The sequence below is a fragment of the Streptomyces sp. NPDC017246 genome (assembly GCF_044331325.1).
In the GTDB taxonomy this organism is placed as follows: Bacteria; Actinomycetota; Actinomycetes; order Streptomycetales; family Streptomycetaceae; genus Streptomyces.
On the sequence record NZ_JBIRMW010000006.1, the window covers coordinates 128,952 to 151,333 of the forward strand.

Annotated in this window: 20 protein-coding genes; 8 read left to right on the forward strand and 12 right to left on the reverse strand. The window is 70.7% G+C overall.

Annotation, left to right across the window (positions count from 1 at the left end):
- Positions 1–4: 4 nt before the first annotated feature.
- From ACH4MY_RS15910 to ACH4MY_RS15935, 6 genes are all read right to left on the reverse strand, one after another.
- Positions 5–1,273 (reverse strand): cysteine desulfurase, encoded by a 1,269-nt coding sequence (locus ACH4MY_RS15910; RefSeq protein ID WP_187624021.1) that lies wholly within the window; start codon positions 1,271–1,273, stop codon positions 5–7.
- The gene (gene sufC / locus ACH4MY_RS15915) at positions 1,270–2,034 is read right to left on the reverse strand and encodes a Fe-S cluster assembly ATPase SufC (RefSeq protein ID WP_073806607.1); all 765 of its coding nucleotides are present in this window, start codon (positions 2,032–2,034) and stop codon (positions 1,270–1,272) included. The genes ACH4MY_RS15910 and sufC overlap by 4 nt, the downstream gene beginning before the upstream one ends.
- A 7-nt stretch (positions 2,035–2,041) precedes the next feature.
- Positions 2,042–2,359 carry a bifunctional 3-phenylpropionate/cinnamic acid dioxygenase ferredoxin subunit gene (locus tag ACH4MY_RS15920; protein WP_030322524.1) on the reverse strand — a complete coding sequence of 106 codons (318 nt, stop codon included), beginning with the start codon at positions 2,357–2,359 and terminating at the stop codon, positions 2,042–2,044.
- Positions 2,359–3,540 carry a Fe-S cluster assembly protein SufD gene (sufD, locus tag ACH4MY_RS15925; RefSeq protein WP_398003049.1) on the reverse strand — a complete coding sequence of 394 codons (1,182 nt, stop codon included), beginning with the start codon at positions 3,538–3,540 and terminating at the stop codon, positions 2,359–2,361. Before sufD ends, ACH4MY_RS15920 begins: the two co-directional genes overlap by 1 nt.
- A 68-nt stretch (positions 3,541–3,608) precedes the next feature.
- Positions 3,609–5,024: a Fe-S cluster assembly protein SufB gene (sufB, locus tag ACH4MY_RS15930; RefSeq protein ID WP_327161381.1), complete on the reverse strand. Its 1,416-nt coding sequence runs from the start codon at positions 5,022–5,024 to the stop codon at positions 3,609–3,611.
- Positions 5,021–5,758: a helix-turn-helix transcriptional regulator gene (locus ACH4MY_RS15935; RefSeq protein WP_398003052.1), complete on the reverse strand. Its 738-nt coding sequence runs from the start codon at positions 5,756–5,758 to the stop codon at positions 5,021–5,023. Before ACH4MY_RS15935 ends, sufB begins: the two co-directional genes overlap by 4 nt.
- A 436-nt stretch (positions 5,759–6,194) precedes the next feature.
- On the opposite strand from ACH4MY_RS15935, the gene ACH4MY_RS15940 reads away from it, so the two are divergent.
- From ACH4MY_RS15940 to ACH4MY_RS15950, 3 genes are all read left to right on the forward strand, one after another.
- Positions 6,195–7,133 carry an ABC transporter ATP-binding protein gene (locus ACH4MY_RS15940; RefSeq protein WP_398003055.1) on the forward strand — a complete coding sequence of 313 codons (939 nt, stop codon included), beginning with the start codon at positions 6,195–6,197 and terminating at the stop codon, positions 7,131–7,133.
- Positions 7,130–7,930, forward strand: coding sequence for an ABC transporter permease (locus tag ACH4MY_RS15945; RefSeq protein WP_398003058.1), 801 nt, complete (start codon positions 7,130–7,132; stop codon positions 7,928–7,930). The genes ACH4MY_RS15940 and ACH4MY_RS15945 overlap by 4 nt, the downstream gene beginning before the upstream one ends.
- Before the next feature lie 73 nt (positions 7,931–8,003).
- Positions 8,004–8,972, forward strand: a complete 969-nt coding sequence (locus ACH4MY_RS15950; protein ID WP_398003861.1) for a heme A synthase — start codon at positions 8,004–8,006, stop codon at positions 8,970–8,972.
- Positions 8,973–8,988: 16 nt separating this feature from the next.
- On the opposite strand, the gene ACH4MY_RS15955 is transcribed toward ACH4MY_RS15950, so the two are convergent.
- The 3 genes from ACH4MY_RS15955 to ACH4MY_RS15965 form a co-directional block, all read right to left on the reverse strand.
- Complete coding sequence (locus tag ACH4MY_RS15955; protein WP_398003061.1) at positions 8,989–10,125, reverse strand: amidohydrolase; 1,137 nt, start codon at positions 10,123–10,125, stop codon at positions 8,989–8,991.
- Positions 10,126–10,200: 75 nt separating this feature from the next.
- Positions 10,201–10,521, reverse strand: a complete 321-nt coding sequence (locus ACH4MY_RS15960; RefSeq protein WP_398003064.1) for a hypothetical protein — start codon at positions 10,519–10,521, stop codon at positions 10,201–10,203.
- Between the two features lie 128 nt (positions 10,522–10,649).
- The gene (locus ACH4MY_RS15965; protein WP_398003067.1) at positions 10,650–11,603 is read right to left on the reverse strand and encodes a heme o synthase; all 954 of its coding nucleotides are present in this window, start codon (positions 11,601–11,603) and stop codon (positions 10,650–10,652) included.
- A gap of 308 nt (positions 11,604–11,911) precedes the next feature.
- On the opposite strand from ACH4MY_RS15965, the gene tkt reads away from it, so the two are divergent.
- From tkt to pgl, 5 genes are read left to right on the forward strand one after another with little or no spacing between them, the layout of a single operon-like run.
- Positions 11,912–13,999 carry a transketolase gene (tkt, locus tag ACH4MY_RS15970; RefSeq protein WP_398003070.1) on the forward strand — a complete coding sequence of 696 codons (2,088 nt, stop codon included), beginning with the start codon at positions 11,912–11,914 and terminating at the stop codon, positions 13,997–13,999.
- Positions 14,000–14,035: 36 nt separating this feature from the next.
- Positions 14,036–15,154, forward strand: a complete 1,119-nt coding sequence (gene tal, locus ACH4MY_RS15975; RefSeq protein ID WP_398003073.1) for a transaldolase — start codon at positions 14,036–14,038, stop codon at positions 15,152–15,154.
- A 5-nt stretch (positions 15,155–15,159) separates the two neighbouring features.
- On the forward strand, positions 15,160–16,692 hold the full coding sequence (zwf, locus tag ACH4MY_RS15980; protein WP_398003076.1) for a glucose-6-phosphate dehydrogenase: 1,533 nt from the start codon (positions 15,160–15,162) through the stop codon (positions 16,690–16,692).
- Positions 16,689–17,768 (forward strand): glucose-6-phosphate dehydrogenase assembly protein OpcA, encoded by a 1,080-nt coding sequence (gene opcA / locus ACH4MY_RS15985; protein WP_398003078.1) that lies wholly within the window; start codon positions 16,689–16,691, stop codon positions 17,766–17,768. Before zwf ends, opcA begins: the two co-directional genes overlap by 4 nt.
- Positions 17,765–18,547 (forward strand): 6-phosphogluconolactonase, encoded by a 783-nt coding sequence (gene pgl, locus ACH4MY_RS15990; protein ID WP_398003081.1) that lies wholly within the window; start codon positions 17,765–17,767, stop codon positions 18,545–18,547. The genes opcA and pgl overlap by 4 nt, the downstream gene beginning before the upstream one ends.
- Positions 18,548–18,569: 22 nt before the next feature.
- On the opposite strand, the gene ACH4MY_RS15995 is transcribed toward pgl, so the two are convergent.
- The 3 genes from ACH4MY_RS15995 to pgi are packed head-to-tail and all read right to left on the reverse strand — an operon-like array spanning position 18,570 to position 22,349.
- Positions 18,570–20,177: a PH domain-containing protein gene (locus tag ACH4MY_RS15995; protein ID WP_398003084.1), complete on the reverse strand. Its 1,608-nt coding sequence runs from the start codon at positions 20,175–20,177 to the stop codon at positions 18,570–18,572.
- The gene (locus ACH4MY_RS16000) at positions 20,174–20,674 is read right to left on the reverse strand and encodes a PH domain-containing protein (protein WP_398003086.1); all 501 of its coding nucleotides are present in this window, start codon (positions 20,672–20,674) and stop codon (positions 20,174–20,176) included. The genes ACH4MY_RS15995 and ACH4MY_RS16000 overlap by 4 nt, the downstream gene beginning before the upstream one ends.
- 4 nt (positions 20,675–20,678) lie before the next feature.
- Positions 20,679–22,349 (reverse strand): glucose-6-phosphate isomerase, encoded by a 1,671-nt coding sequence (gene pgi / locus ACH4MY_RS16005; RefSeq protein ID WP_398003088.1) that lies wholly within the window; start codon positions 22,347–22,349, stop codon positions 20,679–20,681.
- Positions 22,350–22,382 lie beyond the last annotated feature (33 nt).

The following is a 22,382-nucleotide window of genomic DNA, read 5'->3' on the forward strand; positions in this document are numbered from 1 at the left end:
GCCCCTACCCGAAGAAGTTCCGTACGTGCTCAAGTCCCGCGACCAGGGCGTCGACCTCGGCCGGGGTGGAGTACAGATAGAACGACGCCCGCGTGGTCGCAGGAATTCCGTACCGCAGGCAGACCGGCCGCGCGCAGTGGTGGCCGACCCGGACCGCGATGCCCTCCTCGTCGAGCACCTGGCCCACGTCGTGCGGGTGGATGTCGCCGAGCGTGAAGGAGATCGCCGCGCCGCGGTCCTCGGCCGTGGTGGGGCCGATGATCCGCAGGTCCGGAACCTCCTGGAGGCGCCGGACGGCGTACTCGGTGATCGCGTGCTCGTGGCGCGCGATGTTCTCCATGCCGATCGCCGACAGGTAGTCCACGGCCGCGCCGAGGCCGACGGCCTGGGCGATCGGGGGCGTACCCGCCTCGAACTTGTGCGGGGCCGGCGCGTACGTCGAGGAGTGCATCGAGACGGTCTCGATCATCTCGCCGCCGCCGAGGAAGGGCGGGAGGTCCTCCAGGAGCTCCTGCCGTCCCCACAGCACGCCGATGCCCGTCGGGCCGCACATCTTGTGGCCGGTGAAGGCCACGAAGTCGGCCTGGAGCGCCTGCACGTCCAGGACCATGTGCGGGGCCGCCTGGGAGGCGTCGATGCAGACGAGCGCACCGACCTCCTGGGCGCGACGGATGATCGTCTCCACCGGGTTGATCGTGCCCAGCAGGTTCGAGACCAGCGTGAACGAGACGATCTTGGTCTTCTCGGTGATGACCTCTTCGATGTTCGAGAGGTCGAGACGGCCGTCGTCGGTGAGGCCGAACCACTTCAGCTTCGCGCCCGTGCGCTGCGAGAGCAGCTGCCACGGCACGATGTTGGAGTGGTGCTCCATCTCCGTGATGGCGATCTCGGTCTCGTGGTCCACGCGGTAGGGCTCGTCGGCCCAGCCCAGCATGTTGGCCACGAGGTTGAGCGACTCCGAGGCGTTCTTGGTGAAGATCACCTCGTCGCGGCTCGGCGCGTTGATGAAGGCCGCGACCTTGTCACGGGCGCCTTCGTACAGCGCCGTCGCCTCCTCGGCGACCGTGTAGACGCCGCGGTGGACGTTGGCGTTGTGACGCTCGTAGTACGTGTTGAGCGCGTCGAGGACCTGCCGCGGCTTCTGCGAAGTCGCCGCGGAGTCGAGGTACACGATCTTCTTGCCGTCGTGGACCACGCGATCCAGGAGCGGGAAGTCCTTGCGGATCGCCTCGGTGTCGAGGAGGCCGGAGAGCCCCTGATGGGCAGAAGTCACGCGGACGCGCCACCCTTCACGTACTTGTCGTAGCCCTCGTTCTCCAGGACGTCGGCGAGCTCGGCGCCACCGGACTCGGCGATGCGGCCGTTCGCGAACACGTGCACGAAGTCGGGCTTGATGTAGCGGAGGATCCGCGTGTAGTGGGTGATCAGCAGGGTGCCGACCTCACCGGTCTCACGGACGCGGTTGACGCCCTCGGAGACGACGCGGAGGGCGTCGACGTCCAGACCGGAGTCGGTCTCGTCGAGGATCGCGATCTTCGGCTTGAGCAGCTCCAGCTGAAGGATCTCGTGGCGCTTCTTCTCACCGCCGGAGAAGCCCTCGTTGACGTTGCGCTCGGCGAAGGCCGGGTCCATCTGGAGCTGCTCCATCGCGGACTTGACCTCCTTCACCCAGGTGCGCAGCTTGGGCGCCTCGCCGCGGACGGCGGTGGCGGAGGTGCGCAGGAAGTTGGAGACCGAGACACCGGGGACCTCGACCGGGTACTGCATGGCGAGGAAGACGCCGGCGCGAGCGCGCTCGTCGACCGACATCTCCAGGACGTCCTCACCGTCGAGGGTGACGGTGCCGCCGGTGACCGTGTACTTCGGGTGGCCGGCGAGGGAGTAGGCCAGGGTCGACTTGCCGGAGCCGTTGGGGCCCATGACGGCGTGGGTCTCGCCCTGCTTGATGGTCAGGTCGACGCCCTTGAGGATCTCGCGGGGGCCGTTCTCCGCCTCGACGGAGACGTGCAGGTCGTGGATTTCAAGCGTTGCCATGGGTGACTCAGGACTCCTGGGTGACGGAGACGAGCACATCGTCCCCTTCGATCTTTACGGGGTATACGGGCACGGGGCGCGTCGCGGGAAGGCCGGAGGGCTTACCGGTCCGGAGGTCGAAGCTGGAGCCGTGCAGCCAGCACTCGATGGCGCAGTCCTCGACCTCGCCCTCCGAGAGGGAGACGTTCGCGTGCGAGCAGATGTCGTTGATCGCGAACACCTCGCCCTCGGTGTGCACGACCGACACCGGCGTGCCGTCGACCTCGACCCGCTTCGGGGTGTCGGCCTCCAGCTCGCTCAGCGCGCAGACTCGGACGAAGGCCATCAGACGGAGGCCTCCAGCTCGGCCTCGATCTTGGCGAGGAGGCGCTCCTGGACGTCCGGCAGACCGATCTGCTGGACGAGCTCCGCGAAGAAGCCGCGGACGACGAGTCGGCGGGCCTCGGCCTGCGGGATACCGCGGGACATCAGGTAGAACAGCTGCTCGTCGTCGAAGCGGCCGGTGGCCGAGGCGTGACCGGCGCCGGCGATCTCGCCGGTCTCGATCTCCAGGTTCGGTACGGAGTCGACCCGGGCGCCGTCCGTGAGGACCAGGTTCCGGTTGAGCTCGTACGTGTCGGTGCCCTCGGCCGCGGCCTGGATGAGCACGTCGCCGATCCAGACGGCGTGCGCGTCCTGGCCCTGCAGCGCGCCCTTGTAGGCCACGTTGGACTTGCAGTGCGGGGTGTTGTGGTCGACCAGGAGGCGGTGCTCCTGGTGCTGGCCCGCGTCGGTGAAGTACAGACCGAAGAGCTCGGCCTCGCCGCCGGGGGCCGCGTACGACACCCGCGGGTGGATGCGGACGACGTCGCCGCCGAAGGTGACCACGACGGACTTGAAGGAGGCGTCGCGGCCGACCAGGGCGTTGTGCTGGGCGACGTGGACGGCCTTCTCGTCCCAGTCCTGGACGGAGACGACGGTCAGCTTGGCGCCGTCACCGAGGACGTAGTCGACGTTGGCGGCGAGCACCGCGTCACCGGTGTGGTCGATGACCACGACGGCCTCGGCGAAGGCGCCGAGCTCGATGACCTGGTGGCCGAAGGCGACCCCGCCCTGGCCGTGCACCGCGATGCGGATCGGCTCGGTGAGGACGGCCTCCTTGGCGACGGTGACGACCGAGGCCTTCTCGAAGGAGGAGTACGCCTGGGCGGCGACGCGGTCGACGGGCGTCCCGGCCTTGCCGAGACGCTCGTCCTCGCGGCCGACGGTCTCCACGGTGACGCCCTCGGGCGCCTCGACCTCGACCTTGACGCCCTCGCCGGCGGCGACGGCGGTGCCGTCGTGCAGGCCGCGGAGGCGCGCGAGCGGGGTGAACCGCCACTCCTCCTCACGGCCGTGCGGGACCGGGAAGTCCGCGACGTCGAAGGACGGGGGCGCGCTCATGCGCGTGGCGACGGTGGACTCGGCGGCCACCGCGATCGAGCCGGCGGTCGTGGAGCCCGCCGGGATGTTCTGAGCCTCAGCCATGGCTGTCGTGTTGCTCTCTTCCTGCGTCAAAGAAATCAGTCGCTGCGTTCGGTGGGGCGGGGCCGGCCTCAGCCGACCGAGCCCTCCATCTGCAGCTCGATCAGCCGGTTGAGCTCCAGGGCGTACTCCATCGGGAGTTCCTTGGCGATGGGCTCGACGAAGCCGCGGACGATCATCGCCATGGCCTCGAACTCGGTGAGGCCGCGGCTCATCAGGTAGAAGAGCTGATCCTCGGAGACCTTGGAGACGGTGGCCTCGTGGCCCATGGAGACGTCGTCCTCGCGCACGTCCACGTAGGGGTACGTGTCCGAGCGGGAGATCGTGTCGACGAGCAGCGCGTCGCAGAGCACGTTGGACTTGGCGCCCGGGGCACCCTCGCCGATCTCGATGAGACCGCGGTAGGAGGTGCGGCCGCCGCCTCGCGCCACCGACTTGGAGACGATGTTGGAGGAGGTGTTCGGGGCCATGTGGACCATCTTGGCGCCGGCGTCCTGGTGCTGGCCCTCGCCGGCGAAGGCGATGGACAGGGTCTCGCCCTTGGCGTGCTCGCCCATCAGGTAGACGGCCGGGTACTTCATGGTGACCTTGGAGCCGATGTTGCCGTCGACCCACTCCATGGTGGCGCCCTCGTAGGCGACGGCGCGCTTGGTCACCAGGTTGTAGACGTTGTTCGACCAGTTCTGGATGGTCGTGTAACGGCAGCGGGCGCCCTTCTTGACGATGATCTCGACCACGGCGCTGTGCAGCGAGTCCGAGGAGTAGATCGGGGCGGTGCAGCCCTCGACGTAGTGGACGTAGGCGTCCTCGTCGACGACGATCAGGGTCCGCTCGAACTGGCCCATGTTCTCCGTGTTGATACGGAAGTAGGCCTGGAGCGGGATCTCGACGTGCACGCCCTTCGGCACGTAGATGAACGATCCGCCGGACCAGACGGCGGTGTTCAGGGAGGCGAACTTGTTGTCGCCGACCGGGATGATCGTGCCGAAGTACTCGCGGAAGAGCTCCTCGTGCTCCTTCAGCGCGGTGTCCGTGTCGACGAAGATGACGCCCTGCTCCTCCAGGTCCTCACGGATCTGGTGGTAGACGACCTCGGACTCGTACTGGGCGGCGACACCGGCGACGAGGCGCTGCTTCTCCGCCTCGGGGATGCCGAGCCTGTCGTACGTGTTCTTGATGTCCTCCGGCAGGTCCTCCCAGGACTCGGCCTGCTTCTCGGTGGACCGCACGAAGTACTTGATGTTGTCGAAGTCGATGCCGGAGAGGTCGGAGCCCCAGGTCGGCATGGGCTTCTTGTCGAAGAGCCGCAGACCCTTGAGACGCAGCTTCAGCATCCACTCGGGCTCGTTCTTCTTCGAGGAGATGTCGCGGACGACGTCCTCGTTCAGACCGCGCTTCGCGGTGGCACCGGCGGTGTCGGAGTCGGCCCAGCCGTACTCGTACCGACCCAGGCCCTCGAGCTCGGGGTGGCTGATCTCGGTGGTCATGCGGGGTTCCTCCCGGCCGTACTTGCGGATGCTGATTCGGTGGTCTGTGGGGCGATGTGCGGGATGAACGTGGTGCAGACGCCGTCACCATGCGCGATGGTGGCCAGACGCTGGACGTGCGTCCCCAGGAGGCGGGAGAAGAACTCCGTCTCCGCCTCGCAGAGCTGTGGGTACTGCTCGGCGACGTGGGCCACCGGGCAGTGGTGCTGGCAGAGCTGCTCGCCGACCGGCGCGTTCCGCGCAGTGGCAGCGTACCCGTCCGCCGTCAGGGCCTTGGCGAGCGCCTCGGTCCGCTGTGCGGGGTCGGCCGCCTCGACGGCCCGGCGGTACGTGTCCGTCTGGGCCTCGATCCGGTCGCGGGCGAAGGCGGCCACGGCCGCTTCCCCGGCCGCCCCGCCGCCGGCGGAGCGCTCGATCCACCGGAGCGCCTCGACGGCGAGGGAGTCGTAGGACTGGTCGAAGGCGTCCCGGCCGCAGTCGGTGAGCGCGAAGACCTTCGCGGGGCGGCCTCGGGCGCGGGCCCCGTAGACGCGCTGCTCGCGGGCTTCGACGACGTTCTCGGCGACCAGCGAGTCGAGATGACGGCGGACGGCGGCCTGGGTGAGGCGGAGTCGTCCGGCGAGATCGGCGACGGTCGACGGCCCGTGATCCAGGATCGACCGCGCGACCCGGTTGCGCGTCGAACGCTCTCGGGTCGCGAGTTCCTCCACCGGAGCCGCGCCAACGTTTTTCACAACGCCATTGTTGCGTAATTAATCTCGGCCTGACAAGCGGCGCCGGAAGTGACGGCGGTGCCGTGCATCACTCAGGTAAGGCTTACCTGACCTGCGGAAATGATCATTCGTAGGACGAATCAGCGGCCGGATCCGGCCGCGCCGCCACCCCGTACGCGCAGGCCACAAGGGCTCCGCCGCCCCCGGCCACGCCGGACGCGGCGCAGATCGGACCACCTCCCCGATCACCGAAAAGCACCGCTCCGACGCGGATCCCCGGCGAGAAAAGAACCTGTCCGCCACACGGCCGCCCGGCGCCTCCCCGGCCCCGCGCCACGGCGATCACCCCGTCGGCGCCCCGGCCCGCCCCCGAGGTGAAGCGCACATAAAAGTCCTGATTCCGGGGACCCGGGCCCCGCGCCGGGAGCACCTCCGGCCCCTCTCTAGACTTCCCGTCATGCGCGGGACCAGAAAGAACGAGTCCGTCGTCCAGGTCCGTGGCCTGGTCAAGCGGTACGGAAGCAAGACCGCCGTCGACGGCCTCGACCTCGACGTACGGGCGGGCACCGTCACCGCCGTCCTCGGCCCCAACGGAGCCGGCAAGACCACCACCGTCGAGACCTGCGAGGGATACCGCAGGCCCGACGGCGGCACCGTGCGCGTCCTCGGCCTCGACCCGATCGCCGACGCGGCCGCCCTGCGCCCCCGGATCGGCGTCATGCTCCAGTCCGGCGGGGTCTACTCCGGCGCCCGCGCCGACGAGATGCTCCGCCACATGGCGAAGCTCCACGCCCACCCGCTGGACGTGGACGCCCTGATCGAGCGGCTCGGCCTCGGCTCCTGCGGCCGCACCACCTACCGGCGCCTCTCCGGCGGCCAGCAGCAGCGCCTCGCGCTCGCCATGGCCGTCGTCGGCCGCCCCGAGCTCGTCTTCCTCGACGAGCCCACCGCCGGCCTCGACCCGCAGGCCCGCCGCGCCACCTGGGACCTCGTGCGCGAGCTGCGCGCCGACGGCGTGACCGTCGTCCTCACCACCCACTTCATGCAGGAGGCGGAGGAGCTCGCCGACGACGTCGCCATCGTCGACGCCGGCCGGGTCGCCGCCCAGGGCAGCCCCGAGCAGCTGTGCCGGGGCGGCGCCGAGAACACCCTGCGCTTCACGGGACGCGCGGGGCTCGACCTGGGCTCCCTGCTCAAGGCGCTGCCGGACGGCACGTCCGCGGCGGAGCCGCTCCCGGGCACGTACCGGATCACCGGCACCGTCGACCCGCAGCTGCTCGCCACGGTGACCACCTGGTGCGCCCAGCACGGCGTCATGCCCGAGGGCATCGCCGTCGAGCGCCACACCCTCGAAGACGTCTTCCTCGAACTGACGGGCAAGGAACTGCGGTCGTGAGCACTGGTACGTACGCCCCGAAGCCGGGTGCCGCCCCCGTCGGCCGGATGATCGCGGCGCAGACGGCCCTGGAGACCAGGATGCTGCTGCGCAACGGCGAGCAGCTGCTCCTCACCGTGATCATCCCGTCGCTGCTCCTGGTCCTCTTCTCCACCGTCGACATCATCTCCGTGCCCGTCTCGACGACGGGGGACGCCGACAAGGCCGTCGACTTCCTCGCCCCGGGCATCCTGGCGCTCGCCGTCCTGTCGACCGCCTTCACCGGCCAGGCCATCGCGACCGGCTTCGAGCGGCGGTACGGGGTGCTCAAGCGCCTCGGCGCCTCACCGCTCCCCCGCTGGGCCCTGATGACCGCCAAGACGCTCGCCGTCCTGGTCACCGAGATCCTCCAGATCGCCCTCCTGACGGCGATCGCGCTGGCCCTCGGCTGGTCCCCGAACGGGGCCGCGACCTTCACGGGCGTGCTCTCCGTGCTGCTGCTCCTGGTGCTCGGCACGGCCGCCTTCTCCGGCCTCGGCCTGCTGATGGCGGGCACGCTGAAGGCGGAGGCCACGCTCGCCGCCGCCAACCTGGTCTTCCTGCTGCTCCTGGTGGGCGGCGGGGTCGTCGTGCCGCTGGAGAAGTTCCCGGACGCGGCCCGCTCGGTCCTCGAACTGCTGCCGATCTCGGCCCTCTCGGACGGCCTGCGCGCGATCCTCCAGAACGGCGCCGCGCTGCCCTGGGGCGACGCGCTGACGCTCGCGGTCTGGGCGGTGCTGGGCCTCGGCGCGGCGGCGAGGTTCTTCCGCTGGGAGTAGTGGAGGGGTCCCAGAGGGTGACGTTTCCCGACAAGGCACCCCTCGTGAAAGCGTGCACAAGCCCCGGCCTACGATAGGGCCCGTGCTGACCCCCCTCGCCTCCATCGCCAGGCGCTGGACCCCGTCCCCCAGGACGCTCCGGCGCGCCGCGCTCTCCGCCGTCGTGATGAGCGTCCTCATCATCGTCACGGGTGGCGCGGTCCGGCTGACCGGTTCCGGTCTCGGCTGCGACACCTGGCCCAAGTGCACCGACGACAGTCTGATCGTGACGCCCGAACAGGGCTACCGCGGTCTGATCGAGTTCGGCAACCGGATGCTGACGTACGTCCTGTCGGCGGCCGTCGGCTGGGCGATCGTCGCCGCCCGGTCCACCAAGCCGTGGCGCCGCACCCTGACCCGCTGGGCCTGGGCGCAGTTCTGGATCGTGATGAGCAACGCCGTGATCGGCGGCATCACGGTGTGGATGGGACTGAACCCGTGGACCGTCGCCGGCCACTTCCTGGCCGCGAACGCCCTGCTCACCGTCGCCGTCATCACCTGGCACCGGACGGGCGAGGGCGACACCGACCCCCGTCCGCGGGTGCCGCGGCCGGTGCGGAAGCTCTCCTGGGCGATCACGATCACCACGGCCCTGCTCATCGTGCTCGGCACGACGGTGACCGGCGCCGGCAAGCACGCCGGCGACAGCAGCGACGTCCCGCGCATGCCGTGGAACTGGACGGACGCCGCCCACCTCCACGCCGTCGCCGCCTGGGTCGTCTGCGCCCTCGCGCTCGCGATGTGGCTGGTCCTACGGGTGGTGGACGCCCCGCTCGACACCCGGGCCCGCGCCCGTGACCTGCTGATCGTGCTGCTCGCGCAGGGCGCGATCGGCTACGTCCAGTACTTCACCGGGGTCCCCGAGATCCTCGTCGCCCTCCACATGCTCGGCTCCTCGCTGATGTGGATCGCGGTCCTGCGCCTCGCCCTGAGCCTCCGCGAGCGCCCGGTCCCCACCGTCGGCATCCCGGCCCAGGCCGACCCCGAGCTCGCGACCGCCTGAGACGCGCCGGGGCACGCTACCGACGAGGTCCGACAGCGGGTCGCGGGAGCCGGTAGACCCGGCGTGCGTTGTCCGCCGCGATCATCGTGGCGACCCGCTGGGCGTCGGTACGGGACCAGGCTCCGTCCATCACCCATTCGCCGAGCACCCGGGTGAGCGCGGCACGGAAGACGCTCGCTGCGACCACGTGGAGTTCGGGAAGTCCGTGGGCGCCGCTGGAGAAGAGCAGCTTCCCGAACGGCGCCCGTTCCAGTACCTCGGCGAGGACGGCCGCCGCCCGCGCCCCGGTGTGGGCGAGGACGGGTCCCAGGTCCGCGTACACGTGCGGGTGCGCGGCGGTCAGCCGGGCGGCGGTGCGGTGGTGCGGATAGGAGTGCAGCAGGACCAGGTCGGCGCCGAGTCCCGCGGTGGCGGCGGCGAAGCCGGCGACCGCGGCCGGGTCCCCGGTGTGCAGCTGGAGGGGGCGCCCCGCGGTGACCGCGATCCAGAGGAGATGGCGCAGCAGGACGGGTTCGGTGAGCCGGCCGCCCGCCGGGCGTCCGGCGAGCCAGCGCCCCGCCGCTCCGCGCACCTCCCCCGGTCCCGGCGGTTCGGGCGTGTACGCGAGCCCCTGGCGTACACCCGCCACGGAGGCGAGGGCCACGGCGTTGACGGCGGCTCCGTGGACGGCCTCGGCGAGGTTGGCGAGGAAGGCGTCGACGGTCCCCGAGGTGTCGGCGATCTGTTCGGCGAGGGGTTCGAGGCGGACGATCTCGTGGGCCTCGGCGGCGCCCGTGGCGCCGAGCTCGGCGGGTCCCGTCAGGTCGTCGGGGAGGCCGGTGCCGGTCAGCTGGTCCGGCAGTCCGGTGTCGACGAGATAGGTGGCGATCCCGGAGGCGCGGAGGAGACGCCGGCCCGCCTCGGCGACGCCGAGTTCGCGGCGGCGTGCGAGGTAGCGGGCGGGCGGGCAGTGCGGTTCCAGACCGAGGAGGGGCGGGCACCAGCGGCGCACGGCGAAGCCGGTCTGGGTGTCGAAGAAGGTGGTGCCCGCGGCGGGCAGCGCGGTGCTCCCGCCGAGCTGGGCGCCGAGGTGGGCCTCGAAGGTGCCGAGGCCGAGCTCCGTACGGAGCACCCCGTGGCAGTACTGGTCCACCAGGCTCGGCGTGTCGATCATCTCGGGGGGCTCCCTGTGTGGCCGTGTCGCGTCTCCACACGTCCTAACGGGTGAGCCCCGCGCGAGGTTGTTGCCTCAGCCGTTGGAGGGGCCGCCGATCTGGATTCCGGCCATCCGGCTCCACTCGTACGGGCCGGTGGCGACCCTGGCGGCGAACTCGCCGTCGAACTCCTCGTGGAGGGTGAGGCCGGCCTTCTCGGCGGCCTGCTGCGCGATCGCGTAGGTCGGCGCGACGAGGTCGCCCCAGCCGCCGTCCGTACCGACGAGGACGATCCGGGTGCCCGCCTGGCCGATGTGCGCGAGGTGGCCCTCGGAGCCGCCGTGCTCCTTGGAGAAGGCCTTGATCTCCTTGGCGAGCTTGGCCGCCTTGCGCTCTTCGTGCTTCGTTTCTGCCATGAAAACGATGCTACCGAGGGGTAGATCGACTGGCGACGGCCGGGTCACGTGGCCTATCCCACGTGACCCGGCCGTCGGCCGAGCAGATCATCTGAGCGCGCCGCGGCGCGGCGCCCCCGTTGGCGCGCCTAGCGGAGGAAGGGGTCCACCGCGACGGCCACGAAGAGCAGCGACACATAGGTGATGGACCAGTGGAAGAGGCGCATCTCCTTGAGCTTCGCGCCGCTGGCGCCCGCCTTGGCCCGGTTGAGCAGCCCGTGCGCCTCCCAGAGCCACCAGCCGCCGGTCAGCAGCGCCACCGCCGTGTAGAACCAGCCGGTGTAGCCGAGCGGGGTGAGCAGCAGCGAGACGGCGACCATCACCCAGCTGTACGCGACGATCTGCTTGGCCACGACCTTGTTGGAGGCCAGGACCGGAAGCATCGGCACGCCCGCACGCGCGTAGTCGTCCTTCACCTTCATCGACAGCGGCCAGTAGTGCGGCGGCGTCCAGAAGAAGATGACGAGGAAGAGGATGATCGCGGCCCAGGACATCGAGTCGGTCACGGCCGACCAGCCGATGAGCACCGGCAGGCAGCCGGCGATGCCGCCCCAGACGATGTTCTGCGCGGTGCGCCGCTTGAGGATCATCGTGTAGACGACGACATAGAAGAGGAGCGCGCCGAGCGACAGGGCCGCGGAGAGCCAGTTGACGAGCAGGCCGAACCAGAGGGTGGAGACCACGGCGAGCGTGAGGCCGAAGATCAGGCCCTCGCGCGGGGTCAGGACTCCGGTGACCAGCGGACGCTGGGAGGTACGGTCCATCAGCGCGTCGATGTCGCGGTCGATGTACATGTTCAGCGCGTTGGCGCCGCCCGCCGACAGGTAGCCGCCGAAGCAGGTGATGAGCACCAGCCACAGGTCGGGCACACCCTGCTCGGCCAGGAACATCACCGGAACGGTGGTGATGAGCAGCAGTTCGATGATCCGCGGCTTGGTCAGCGCCACGTATGCCTTGACGCGGGCCCCGAACGGCCGATGGCCCCCCGGGCTGGGAGTCAAGACGACCCCTGCGGGTCGGGACTCGACGGCCGTCACGCACACCCCTGACAGAGAAATTCCCAGCAAGCTCCCCGGATGAAGACGGGGTAAAGCTTGCGCGTACCACGCCACTGTAGACGTTGCCCAGACGCCGATCTTCGCGGGGGTGGGGTCGTGTTGAGGGGGTGTGTCCCAAGGCGTGGACACGGTTCGGGAGGCGAACTCACACGGGCGGCGGCAGTCTTGCTCTGTCCGCTCATTTGAGGGGCATGCACACGAAAAGAGGGACGTTCCGGCGGGGGTAGGCTCGACAACGCCGGTACACCCTCAGTCACCGGCTTCAGACATGTGGAGAGGAGCCCTGACCCAGGGTGAGCACTAAGCCGACCACCACAGACCTCGAGTGGACCGAGTTGGACCAGCGGGCCGTCGACACCGCCCGCATCCTGGCGGCGGACGCCGTACAGAAGGTCGGCAACGGCCATCCCGGTACGGCGATGAGCCTGGCGCCCGCCGCGTACACCCTCTTCCAGAAGGTGATGCGGCACGACCCGGCCGACCCCGAGTGGGTCGGGCGCGACCGGTTCGTCCTCTCCGCGGGACACTCGTCCCTGACCCTCTACACCCAGCTGTACCTGGGTGGCTTCGGTCTCGAACTGGACGACCTGAAGGCCTTCCGCACCTGGGGCTCGAAGACCCCCGGGCACCCGGAGTACGGCCACACCGCCGCCGTCGAGACCACCACGGGCCCGCTGGGCCAGGGCGTCGCCAACGCCGTGGGCATGGCGATGGCCGCCCGCTACGAGCGCGGTCTGTTCGACCCGGAGGCCGCCACCGGCGCCTCCCCGTTCGACCACCGGATCTACGCGATCGCCGGTGACGGCTGCCTCCAGGAGGGCATCTCCGCGGAGGCGTCCTCGCTCGCCGGCCACCAGAAGCTCGGCAACCTGATCCTGCTGTGGGACGACAACCACATCTCGATCGAGGGTGACACCGAGACGGCCGTGTCCGAGGACACGATGAAGCGGTACGAGGCGTACGGCTGGCACGTCCAGCGCGTCGAGCCGCAGGCCAACGGCGACCTGGACCCGGCCGCGCTGTACACGGCGATCAAGGCCGCCGAGGCCGAGACCGAGCGGCCGTCGTTCATCGCGATGCGCTCGATCATCGCCTGGCCCGCCCCGAACGCGCAGAACACCGAGGCCGCGCACGGCTCGGCGCTCGGCGACACGGAGATCGCGGCCACCAAGCGTGGGCTGGGCTTCGACCCGGAGCAGACCTTCGAGGTCACCGACGAGGTCATCACGCACACCCGTTCGCTCGGTGACCGCGGCCGCGAGGCCCGCGCCGCGTGGGAGAAGTCGCTCGCCGAGTGGCGTACGGCCAACCCGGAGCGCGCCGCCGAGTTCGACCGCATCCAGGCGAACGAGCTGCCGGCCGGCTGGGCCGAGAAGCTCCCGGTCTTCGAGCCGGGCAAGGGTGTCGCCACCCGTGCCGCCTCGGGCCAGGTCCTCAAGGCGCTCGGCGCGGTCATCCCGGAGCTGTGGGGCGGCTCGGCCGACCTCGCCGGCTCCAACAACACGACGATCGACAAGGACTCGTCGTTCCTGCCCGAGGGCAACCCGCTGCCGGAGGCCGACAAGTACGGCCGCACGATCCACTTCGGCATCCGCGAGCACTCCATGGCCGCGGAGATGAACGGCATCGCGCTGCACGGCAACACGCGCGTCTACGGCGGCACCTTCCTGGTGTTCTCCGACTACATGCGCAACGCCGTGCGTCTGTCGGCCCTCATGCACGTCCCGGTGACGTACGTCTGGACCCACGACTCGATCGGTCTGGGCGAGGACGGCCCGACGCACCAGCCGGTGGAGCACCTGGCCTCGCTGCGCGCGATCCCCGGTCTCAACGTGGTCCGTCCGGCCGACGCCAACGAGACGGCCATCGCCTGGCGCGAGATCATGCAGCGTCACACCAAGGTCTTCGGCAAGGGCGCTCCGCACGGTCTCGCGCTCACCCGCCAGGGTGTGCCGACGTACGCGCCGAACCAGGACACGGTCAAGGGCGGCTACGTGCTGTTCGAGGCCGACGGCGGCGACGCCGAGGTCGTGCTGATCGGCACGGGCTCCGAGGTGCACCTCGCCGTCGAGGCCCGTGAGCAGCTCCAGGCCGCCGGTGTCCCGACCCGTGTGGTCTCGATGCCGTCCGTGGAGTGGTTCGAGGAGCAGGACCAGGAGTACAAGGACTCCGTTCTGCCCCCGTCGGTCAAGGCCCGTGTCGCGGTCGAGGCCGGTATCGGTCTCACCTGGCACCGGTACGTCGGGGACGCCGGCCGGATCGTCTCGCTGGAGCACTTCGGTGCCTCGGCGGACGCGAAGGTCCTGTTCCGCGAGTTCGGTTTCACGCCGGAGGCGATCGTCGCCGCCGCCCGGGAATCGATCGCCGCCGCCGCGCGCTGACGCGCATACGTACGACTTAATGGAGATGGAATTCTCATGACAGACGCTCTCAAGCGCCTCTCCGACGAAGGCGTCGCGATCTGGCTGGACGACCTCTCGCGCAAGCGGATCACGTCCGGCAACCTGGCCGAGCTCATCGACCAGAGCCACGTGGTCGGTGTGACCACGAACCCGTCGATCTTCCAGAAGGCGATCTCCTCGGGCGACGGTTACGAGCAGCAGCTCGCCGACCTCGCCGCCCGCAAGGTGACCGTCGACGAGGCCATCCGCATGATCACGACGGCGGACGTCCGTGACGCCGCCGACATCCTGCGTCCGGTCTTCGAGGCGACCGACGGCCAGGACGGCCGGGTCTCCATCGAGGTCGACCCCCGTCTCGCCCACGAGACGACCGCCACCATCGCCGAGGCCAAGCAGCTGGCCTGGCTGGTGGACCGTCCCAACACCCTGATCAAGATCCCGGCCACCAAGGCGGGTCTCCCGGCGATCACCGAGGTCATCGGCCTCGGCATCAGCGTCAACGTGACGCTGATCTTCTCGCTGGAGCGCTACCGCGCGGTCATGGACGCCTACCTGGCGGGGCTGGAGAAGGCCCGCGAGCGCGGCCTCGACCTCTCCAAGATCCACTCGGTGGCCTCCTTCTTCGTGTCCCGCGTGGACTCGGAGATCGACAAGCGCCTCGACGGCATCGGCACCGACGAGGCCAAGGCCCTCAAGGGCAAGGCCGCCCTGGCCAACGCCCGTCTCGCCTACGAGGCGTTCGAGGAGGTCTTCTCCTCGGAGCGCTGGGCCTCCCTCGACAAGGCGCAGGCCAACAAGCAGCGTCCGCTGTGGGCCTCGACCGGCGTCAAGGACCCGGCGTACAAGGACACCCTGTACGTCGTGGACCTGGTCGCCCCCGGCACGGTCAACACCATGCCGGAGGGCACCCTGGAGGCCACCGCCGACCACGGCGTGGTCTCCGGTGACACCGTGCGCGGCACGTACGAGCAGTCGCGCGCCGAGCTGGCGGCCGTCGAGAAGCTGGGCATCGCCTACGACGATGTCGTCCAGCTCCTCGAGGACGAGGGCGTCGAGAAGTTCGAGGCGTCCTGGAACGACCTTCTCAAGTCCACCGAGGCGGAGCTCTCGCGCCTCGCACCTTCGGAGGCGTAAGCACTTTGAGCGCAGTCCACGGAGCCAACCCGCTCCGTGACGCCGCAGACCGACGGCTCCCGCGTATCGCGGGGCCGTCGGGTCTGGTGATCTTCGGCGTCACGGGCGATTTGTCCCGTAAGAAGCTGATGCCTGCCGTCTACGACCTGGCCAACCGCGGCCTGCTGCCGCCGGGCTTCTCGCTCATCGGCTTCGCCCGTCGCGAGTGGCAGGACGAGGACTTCGCGCAGGAGGTCCACGACGCCGTCGAGCAGCATTCGCGCACCCCGTTCCGCGAGGAGGTGTGGCAGCAGCTGATCCAGGGGATGCGTTTCGTCCAGGGCGACTTCGACGACGACGACGCCTTCGAGCAGCTCAAGGCCACCATCGAGGAGCTGGACAAGGCGCAGGGCACCGGAGGCAACTTCGCCTTCTACCTGTCCGTGCCGCCGAAGTTCTTCCCCAAGGTCGTCCAGCAGCTCAAGAAGCACGGCCTGGCCGACCAGAAGGACGGCTCCTGGCGCCGCGCGGTCATCGAGAAGCCCTTCGGGCACGACCTGGTCTCCGCCAAGGAGCTCAACGAGGTCGTCCACGAGGTCTTCCCGCCCGACGAGGTCTTCCGGATCGACCACTACCTCGGCAAGGAGACCGTCCAGAACATCCTGGCGCTCCGCTTCGCCAACACCCTCTTCGAGCCGATCTGGAACCGGTCGTACGTCGACCACGTGCAGATCACCATGGCCGAGGACATCGGCATCGGCGGCCGCGCCGGCTACTACGACGGCATCGGCGCCGCCCGCGACGTCATCCAGAACCACCTGCTCCAGCTGCTCGCGCTGACCGCGATGGAGGAGCCCGGCTCCTTCGACGCCGACGCGCTGGCCGCCGAGAAGACCAAGGTCCTCGGTGCGGTGAAGGTGCCGAGGGACCTGGGCAAGTCCACGGTCCGCGGCCAGTACGCGGCCGGGTGGCAGGGCGGCGCGAAGGCCGTCGGCTACCTCCAGGAAGACGGAATCGACCCCCAGTCGAAGACCGACACCTACGCGGCCATCAAGCTGGAGATCGACAACCGCCGCTGGGCGGGCGTCCCCTTCTACCTGCGCACGGGCAAGCGGCTCGGCCGCCGCGTCACCGAGATCGCGGTCGTCTTCCAGCGCGCCCCGCACTCCCCCTTCGACTCCACCGCGACCGAGGAACTCGGCCGCAACGCCATCGTCATCCGGGTCCAGCCGGACGAGGGCGTGACGGTGCGGTTCGGCTCCAAGGTGCCCGGCACCCAGATGGAGATCCGGGACGTGTCGATGGACTTCGCCTACGGCGAGTCCTTCACGGAGTCCAGCCCCGAGGCGTACGAGCGGCTGCTCCTCGACGTCCTGCTCGGCGACTCGAACCTCTTCCCGCGCGTCGAGGAGGTCGAGCTGTCCTGGAAGATCCTCGACCCGATCGAGCAGTTCTGGGACAAGCACGGCAAGCCCGCGCAGTACCAGTCCGGGACCTGGGGTCCCGTCGAGGCGGACGAGATGCTCGCACGAGACGGACGGAGCTGGCGCCGGCCATGAAGACCGACCTGACGGACACCACGTCCTCCAAGATCAACAAGGCGCTGGTGCTCGGGCGGCGGGCGATCGGTACGCCGGCCGTCGGCATGGTGCTCACCCTCGTCATCGTCACCGACGAGGAGAACGCCTACGACGCGCTGAAGGCCGCGAACGAGGCGTCCCGCGAGCACCCCTCGCGGACCCTCGTCGTCATCAAGCGGGTCTCGCGCTCCCCGCGGGACCGCTCCACGGCACGACTCGACGCCGAGGTCCGCCTCGGCGCCGACGCCAGCACCGGCGAGACGGTGGTCCTCCGGCTGTACGGCGAGGTCGTCGACCACGCCCAGTCGGTGGTCCTGCCGCTGCTCCTCCCGGACGCGCCCGTCGTCGTCTGGTGGCCGGTGAACGCGCCGACCGACCCGGCGAAGGACCCGCTGGGCGCGCTCGCCCAGCGCCGGGTGACCGACTCGTACGCCGCCGAGCAGCCCATCCAGGAGCTGACCGCGCGCGCGGACGCGTACACCCCGGGCGACACCGACCTCGCGTGGACCCGGATCACCCCGTGGCGTTCGATGCTGGCCGCCGCGCTCGACCAGGTCGTGTGCGAGGTCACCTCCGCCGAGGTGGAGGGCGAGGAGTTCAACCCGAGCGTCGAGCTGCTCGCCATGTGGCTGTCGGACCGGCTGAAGGTGCCGGTCCGGCGCTCGAAGTCGGCGGGCCCCGGTCTCACCTCCGTACGGATGGAGACCAGCACCGGCCCGATCGTGCTCGACCGGCCGGACGGCTCGCTCGCGACGCTGTCCATCCAGGGACAGCCGGACCGTGCGGTGGCGCTCAAGCGCCGCGACACGGCCGAGCTGATCGCCGAGGAGCTGCGCCGTCTCGACCCGGACGACACCTACGCGACGGCGCTCAAGTTCGGCCTGGAACGGCTGGACGAGGAGGCGGCCATGACCGCCCCCGAGGCCGAGCCGAAGGCGGAGCCCGCGTCCGAGCCGAAGACGGAGCCCGGGTCCGAGCCGAAGACGGCCCCGGCCGCTTCCCCGGCGAAGTCCGCCGCGAAGAAGGCCCCGGCCAAGAAGGCGGCGGCCAAGTGAGCACCCCCCAGCTGGTCGTCCACCGGGACAAGGAGCTGATGGCCGAGGCCGCGGCCGCCCGGCTGATCACGAAGATCGTGGACGCCCAGGCCGCCCGCGGCTCCGCCTCGGTGGTACTCACCGGCGGACGCAACGGCAACGGCCTGCTCGCGGCGCTCGGTTCCGCGCCCGCGCGGGACGCGATCGACTGGTCGCGGCTCGACCTGTGGTGGGGCGACGAGCGTTTCCTGCCCGAGGGAGACCCCGAGCGGAACGTCACCCAGGCCCGGGAGGCGCTGCTCGACCGGGTCCCGCTCGACCCGGCGCGGGTGCACGCCATGCCCGCGTCGGACGGTCCGTACGGCAGCGATGCCGACTCCGCCGCGGCCGCGTACGCGGCGGAGCTGGCCGCCGCCGCGGGTCCCGGTGACCACGGCGGGGTGCCCACCTTCGACGTCCTGATGCTGGGCGTCGGACCGGACACCCATGTGGCCTCGCTCTTCCCGGAGCTGCCCGCGGTCCGCGAGACGGAGCGGACGGTGGTCGGTGTGCACGGCGCGCCGAAGCCGCCGCCGGTCCGGGTCTCGCTGACCCTTCCGGCGATCCGGGCGGCCAAGGAGGTCTGGCTGCTCGCGGCCGGTGCGGACAAGGCGAAGGCGGCGGCCATCGCGCTGTCGGGCGCGGGCGAGGTGCAGGCCCCGGCGGCGGGCGCCTACGGCCGCTCGCGCACGCTGTGGCTGCTCGACGCGGCGGCGGCCTCGGAGCTGCCGCGGGATCTGTACCCGCCGGCGTCGGCCTGACCCACGCCGCGGGAGGCCCGGTTCACCCCTCGGTGGACCGGGCCTCCCGCGTCGGTACGGGTTCGAGGAAGGGCGCGAGCAGCTCCGGTACGGCCCCGGCGGCGAAGGTCAGGCCCTGGTTCTGTCCGGCGTCGAGGATGTCGTACGCACCGGCTCCGGCCGCCGTGGTCGCGGTGAGCGTCAGGACGCCGGCCCGCCGCTGGAAGTACGACTGCTTGACGGTCCAGCCGATGACACCGGAGCGCTGGAGGGCGACCGTGGCACGCCGGACCGACCCCGAACGGGTCACCAGATAGGCGCCGCTGACACCGTGCCCGAGACCCGCGTAGGCGTCGAGGGCGAACATCACGGCGACCGGGGTGAGGACGACCGCGCAGCCCGCAGCCACGTACAGCAGGACCGGGGTGAGGAGCAGGCCGAGGAGGACGAGGACGGCCACGGGCGCGAAGACGCTCCACAGCGCCCGGCGCAGCCTCCGGGTGCGGGCGGCCCGGGGATGGGCGGCGAGGGGCGTCCCGGTGGGTGGCTCCGGCTCGCGCAGGACCCGGGCGGCGACCCGGTCGGCGACGGCCCGCTCCACGGCCGGCAGCAGGGTCTTGAGGTCGGCGTGCTTGTCGTCGTCGTCCTTGACGAGACCGGTGGCGACGGCGTCGACGCGGGCGGCCCCGAAGAGCCGGACGCCGAGCGGCTCGACCAGCTCGACGCCGCGCAGCCTGCGCTCCTCTATGGAGACGGAGCGGGCGGTGAAGAGGCCGCGGGAGACCCGCAGGGTGCCGCCGGGCTCGCGCTCCAAGCGGTAGTTCCACCACATCTCGACCCAGAGGCCGAGGGCGCCGACGGCCCCGGCGACGGTGGCGAGGAGAACCAGGACGAGGATCGTCCAGGGGATGGAGACGCCCTCGAACCGGTCCCCTATCCAGTCGATGACCTCCCCTTGGGCGCCGAACCACTCGCTGACCTGCATGACCGCTCCGGCCGCCGCCCCGCCGAGGGCGGGGGCGACGAAGGAGACGGGTGCGTAGCGGATCCACCGCGGGTCGAGCGTGGCGAGGGAGGGGTCGCCGTCCGGGGCGCCGGGGGTGGCGGCAGGGCGGGCGAGCAGCTCGTGGCGCAGCCGCTCCCCCTCGGCCCGGGTGACCAGGTCGAGTTCGAGGGTGGAGTCGCTGCCGCCGGTGTGTTCGCCGGTGCCGATGCGGACCTTGACGAGGCCGAGGGCGCGCTGGAGCGGGTTGGCGGTGAGGTCGGCGCTGCGGACGCGCTCACGGGCGAGCGAGCGGCGCTGGACGACGAGGAGCCCGGTGTGGAGCTCCACCCGTTCCACGCCGACCCGGTAGCGGGTGCGGCGGAGGCGGACGGTCTCGGCGGCGATGTCGGCGAGCAGGGCCAGCGCGACGCCGGCGGCGCTCCAAGCGGCGGCCTGCCACAGCGGGCGCGGACCGGCCAGCGCGAAGGTGACGGGGAGCGCGGCGCCGAAGAGGACGCCGCTGAAGAGGACGACCCGGACGAGGACGGTACGGGGGTCGAGGCGGAGCCAGTCCGCGTCCTCGTTCCCTCCGCCGGCCGGGCCCGGGGGCGCCCCGGCTGCCTCGTCCGCCGCCTTCTCGGTCGCCTCGTCCGCCGCCCCGTTCATGTGGCGTCTCCGGGCGTGGCCTGGGTGATGACGGTCAGCCGCTCGGCGAGCCCGGCGGCCAGTTCGCGGTCGAGGCCCGCCATGCGGATCGCGCCCCTGGAGGAGGCGGTGGTCACCGTGACGGTGGCGAGCCCGAAGAGCTGCTCCAGCGGCCCGCGTGAGGTGTCGACGGTCTGGATCCGGGACATCGGGGCGATCCGCCACTCCTGCCAGAAGGCCCCGGTGCGGACGTAGACGGCGTCCTCGGTGATCTCCCAGCGGTGGACCCGGAACCACCAGGCGGGGAAGAACGCGGTGCAGGCGAGGCCCACGGCCGCCACGGCCGCGGCCGGGACCAGCAGCCAGAAGCGGGCGGGCCCGATGAGGGCGCCGAGGACGCCGAGGACCACCACCGGTACGGCGGTGGTCGCCAGGAGCCGGCTGCGCCACCAGGCGACGGCCCGCTCGTCCACGGCGTTCCTGGGCGGCCGCAGCCGCACCGCGTTCTCCCCCGTCATGTCTCTACCGTCCGCGCAGCGAGCGGTAGGCGGAGACGAGCCCCGCGGTGGAGCTGTCGAGCTCCTCGCCGTCCGCGGCACCCTCGCCGTCGGTCAGGACCGGCTCGATCCGCTTGGCGAGGACCTTGCCGAGTTCGACGCCCCACTGGTCGAAGGAGTCGATGTTCCAGATCGCGCCCTGGACGAAGACCTTGTGCTCGTACAGCGCGATGAGCTGGCCCAGGACGGACGGGGTGAGTTCGTCGGCGAGGATCGTGGTGGTGGGGTGGTTCCCCTGGAAGGTCTTGTGCGGGACGAGCTCCTCGGGGACGCCCTCGGCCCGTACCTCCTCGGGCGTCTTGCCGAAGGCGAGGGCCTGGGTCTGGGCGAAGAAGTTGGCCATGAGCAGGTCGTGCTGGGCGACGAGGCCGGGCAGCAGATCGGCGACGGGCCGGGCGAAGCCGATGAAGTCGGCCGGGATGACCTTGGTGCCCTGGTGGATCAACTGGTAGTACGCGTGCTGTCCGTTGGTGCCCGGGGTGCCCCAGACGACGGGTCCGGTCTGCCAGTCGACCCGGTTGCCCTCGCGGTCCACCGACTTGCCGTTGGACTCCATGTCGAGCTGCTGGAGGTAGGCGGTGAACTTGGACAGGTAGTGGGAGTACGGCAGGACGGCGTGCGACTGGGCGTCGAAGAAGGCGCCGTACCAGACGCCGAGGAGACCGAGCAGCAGCGGCGCGTTCTCCTCGGGCGGGGCGGTGCGGAAGTGTTCGTCGACGAGGTGGAAGCCGTCGAGCATCTCGCGGAAGCGCTCCGGACCGATGGCGATCATCAGCGAGAGGCCGATGGCGGAGTCGTAGGAGTAGCGGCCGCCGACCCAGTCCCAGAACTCGAACATGTTGGTGGTGTCGATGCCGAACTCCTCGACCTTCTCGGCGTTGGTCGAGAGGGCCACGAAGTGCTTGGCGACGGCCTCCTGGCCGACCCCGAGCCCGGTGAGGAGCCAGTCGCGCGCGGAGGTGGCGTTGGTGATCGTCTCGATGGTGGTGAAGGTCTTCGAGGCGACGATGAAGAGCGTCTCGGCCGGGTCGAGGTCGCGGACGGCCTCGTGGAGGTCGGCGCCGTCGACATTGGAGACGAAACGGACCGTCAGGTCGCGCTGGGTGAAGGAGCGCAGGGCCTCGTAGGCCATGGCGGGGCCGAGGTCGGAGCCGCCGATGCCGATGTTGACGATGTTCTTGACCGGCTTGCCGGTGTGGCCGGTCCACTCGCCCGCGCGGACCTTGTCGGCGAAGGCGCCCATCCGGTCGAGGACGGCGTGCACGCCGGGGACGACGTTCTCCCCGTCGACCTCGATCACGGCCCCGCGGGGCGCGCGGAGCGCGGTGTGGAGGACCGCCCGGTCCTCGGTGGTGTTGATCTTCTCGCCGCGGAACATGGCGTCGCGCAGCTCGGCGACGCCGGTGACGACTGCCAGTTCGCGCAGCAGGGTCAGCGTCTCGTCGGTGACGAGGTGCTTGGAGTAGTCCAGGTAGAGGTCGCCGACGCGCAGGGTGTAGCCGGTGCCACGCTCCGGCTCGGCGGCGAACAGATCGCGCAGACGGGCCTCGCCCAGCTGCTCACGGTGCTTGCCGAGGGCCGCCCACTCGGGCAGCCGGTTGAGCCTGGTGCGGCCTTCGTTCTTCATCTCGGACATCGCCCACTTCTTCTCGTACTGCTTGTCTGCCCC

Excerpts from the sequence above, each read along its gene's own strand:
- sufD (WP_398003049.1), bottom strand. The coding sequence starts at position 3,540 with ATGGCTGAGGCTCAGAACATCCCGGCGGGCTCCACGACCGCCGGCTCG.
- tal (WP_398003073.1), top strand. The coding sequence starts at position 14,036 with ATGACAGACGCTCTCAAGCGCCTCTCCGACGAAGGCGTCGCGATCTGG.
- sufC (WP_073806607.1), bottom strand. The coding sequence starts at position 2,034 with ATGGCAACGCTTGAAATCCACGACCTGCACGTCTCCGTCGAGGCGGAG.
- ACH4MY_RS15955 (WP_398003061.1), bottom strand. The coding sequence starts at position 10,125 with ATGATCGACACGCCGAGCCTGGTGGACCAGTACTGCCACGGGGTGCTC.
- sufB (WP_327161381.1), bottom strand. The coding sequence starts at position 5,024 with ATGACCACCGAGATCAGCCACCCCGAGCTCGAGGGCCTGGGTCGGTAC.
- ACH4MY_RS15960 (WP_398003064.1), bottom strand. The coding sequence starts at position 10,521 with ATGGCAGAAACGAAGCACGAAGAGCGCAAGGCGGCCAAGCTCGCCAAG.
- ACH4MY_RS16000 (WP_398003086.1), bottom strand. The coding sequence starts at position 20,674 with ATGACGGGGGAGAACGCGGTGCGGCTGCGGCCGCCCAGGAACGCCGTG.
- pgi (WP_398003088.1), bottom strand. The coding sequence starts at position 22,349 with ATGTCCGAGATGAAGAACGAAGGCCGCACCAGGCTCAACCGGCTGCCC.
- ACH4MY_RS15995 (WP_398003084.1), bottom strand. The coding sequence starts at position 20,177 with ATGAACGGGGCGGCGGACGAGGCGACCGAGAAGGCGGCGGACGAGGCA.
- opcA (WP_398003078.1), top strand. The coding sequence starts at position 16,689 with ATGAAGACCGACCTGACGGACACCACGTCCTCCAAGATCAACAAGGCG.
- ACH4MY_RS15940 (WP_398003055.1), top strand. The coding sequence starts at position 6,195 with ATGCGCGGGACCAGAAAGAACGAGTCCGTCGTCCAGGTCCGTGGCCTG.
- ACH4MY_RS15920 (WP_030322524.1), bottom strand. The coding sequence starts at position 2,359 with ATGGCCTTCGTCCGAGTCTGCGCGCTGAGCGAGCTGGAGGCCGACACC.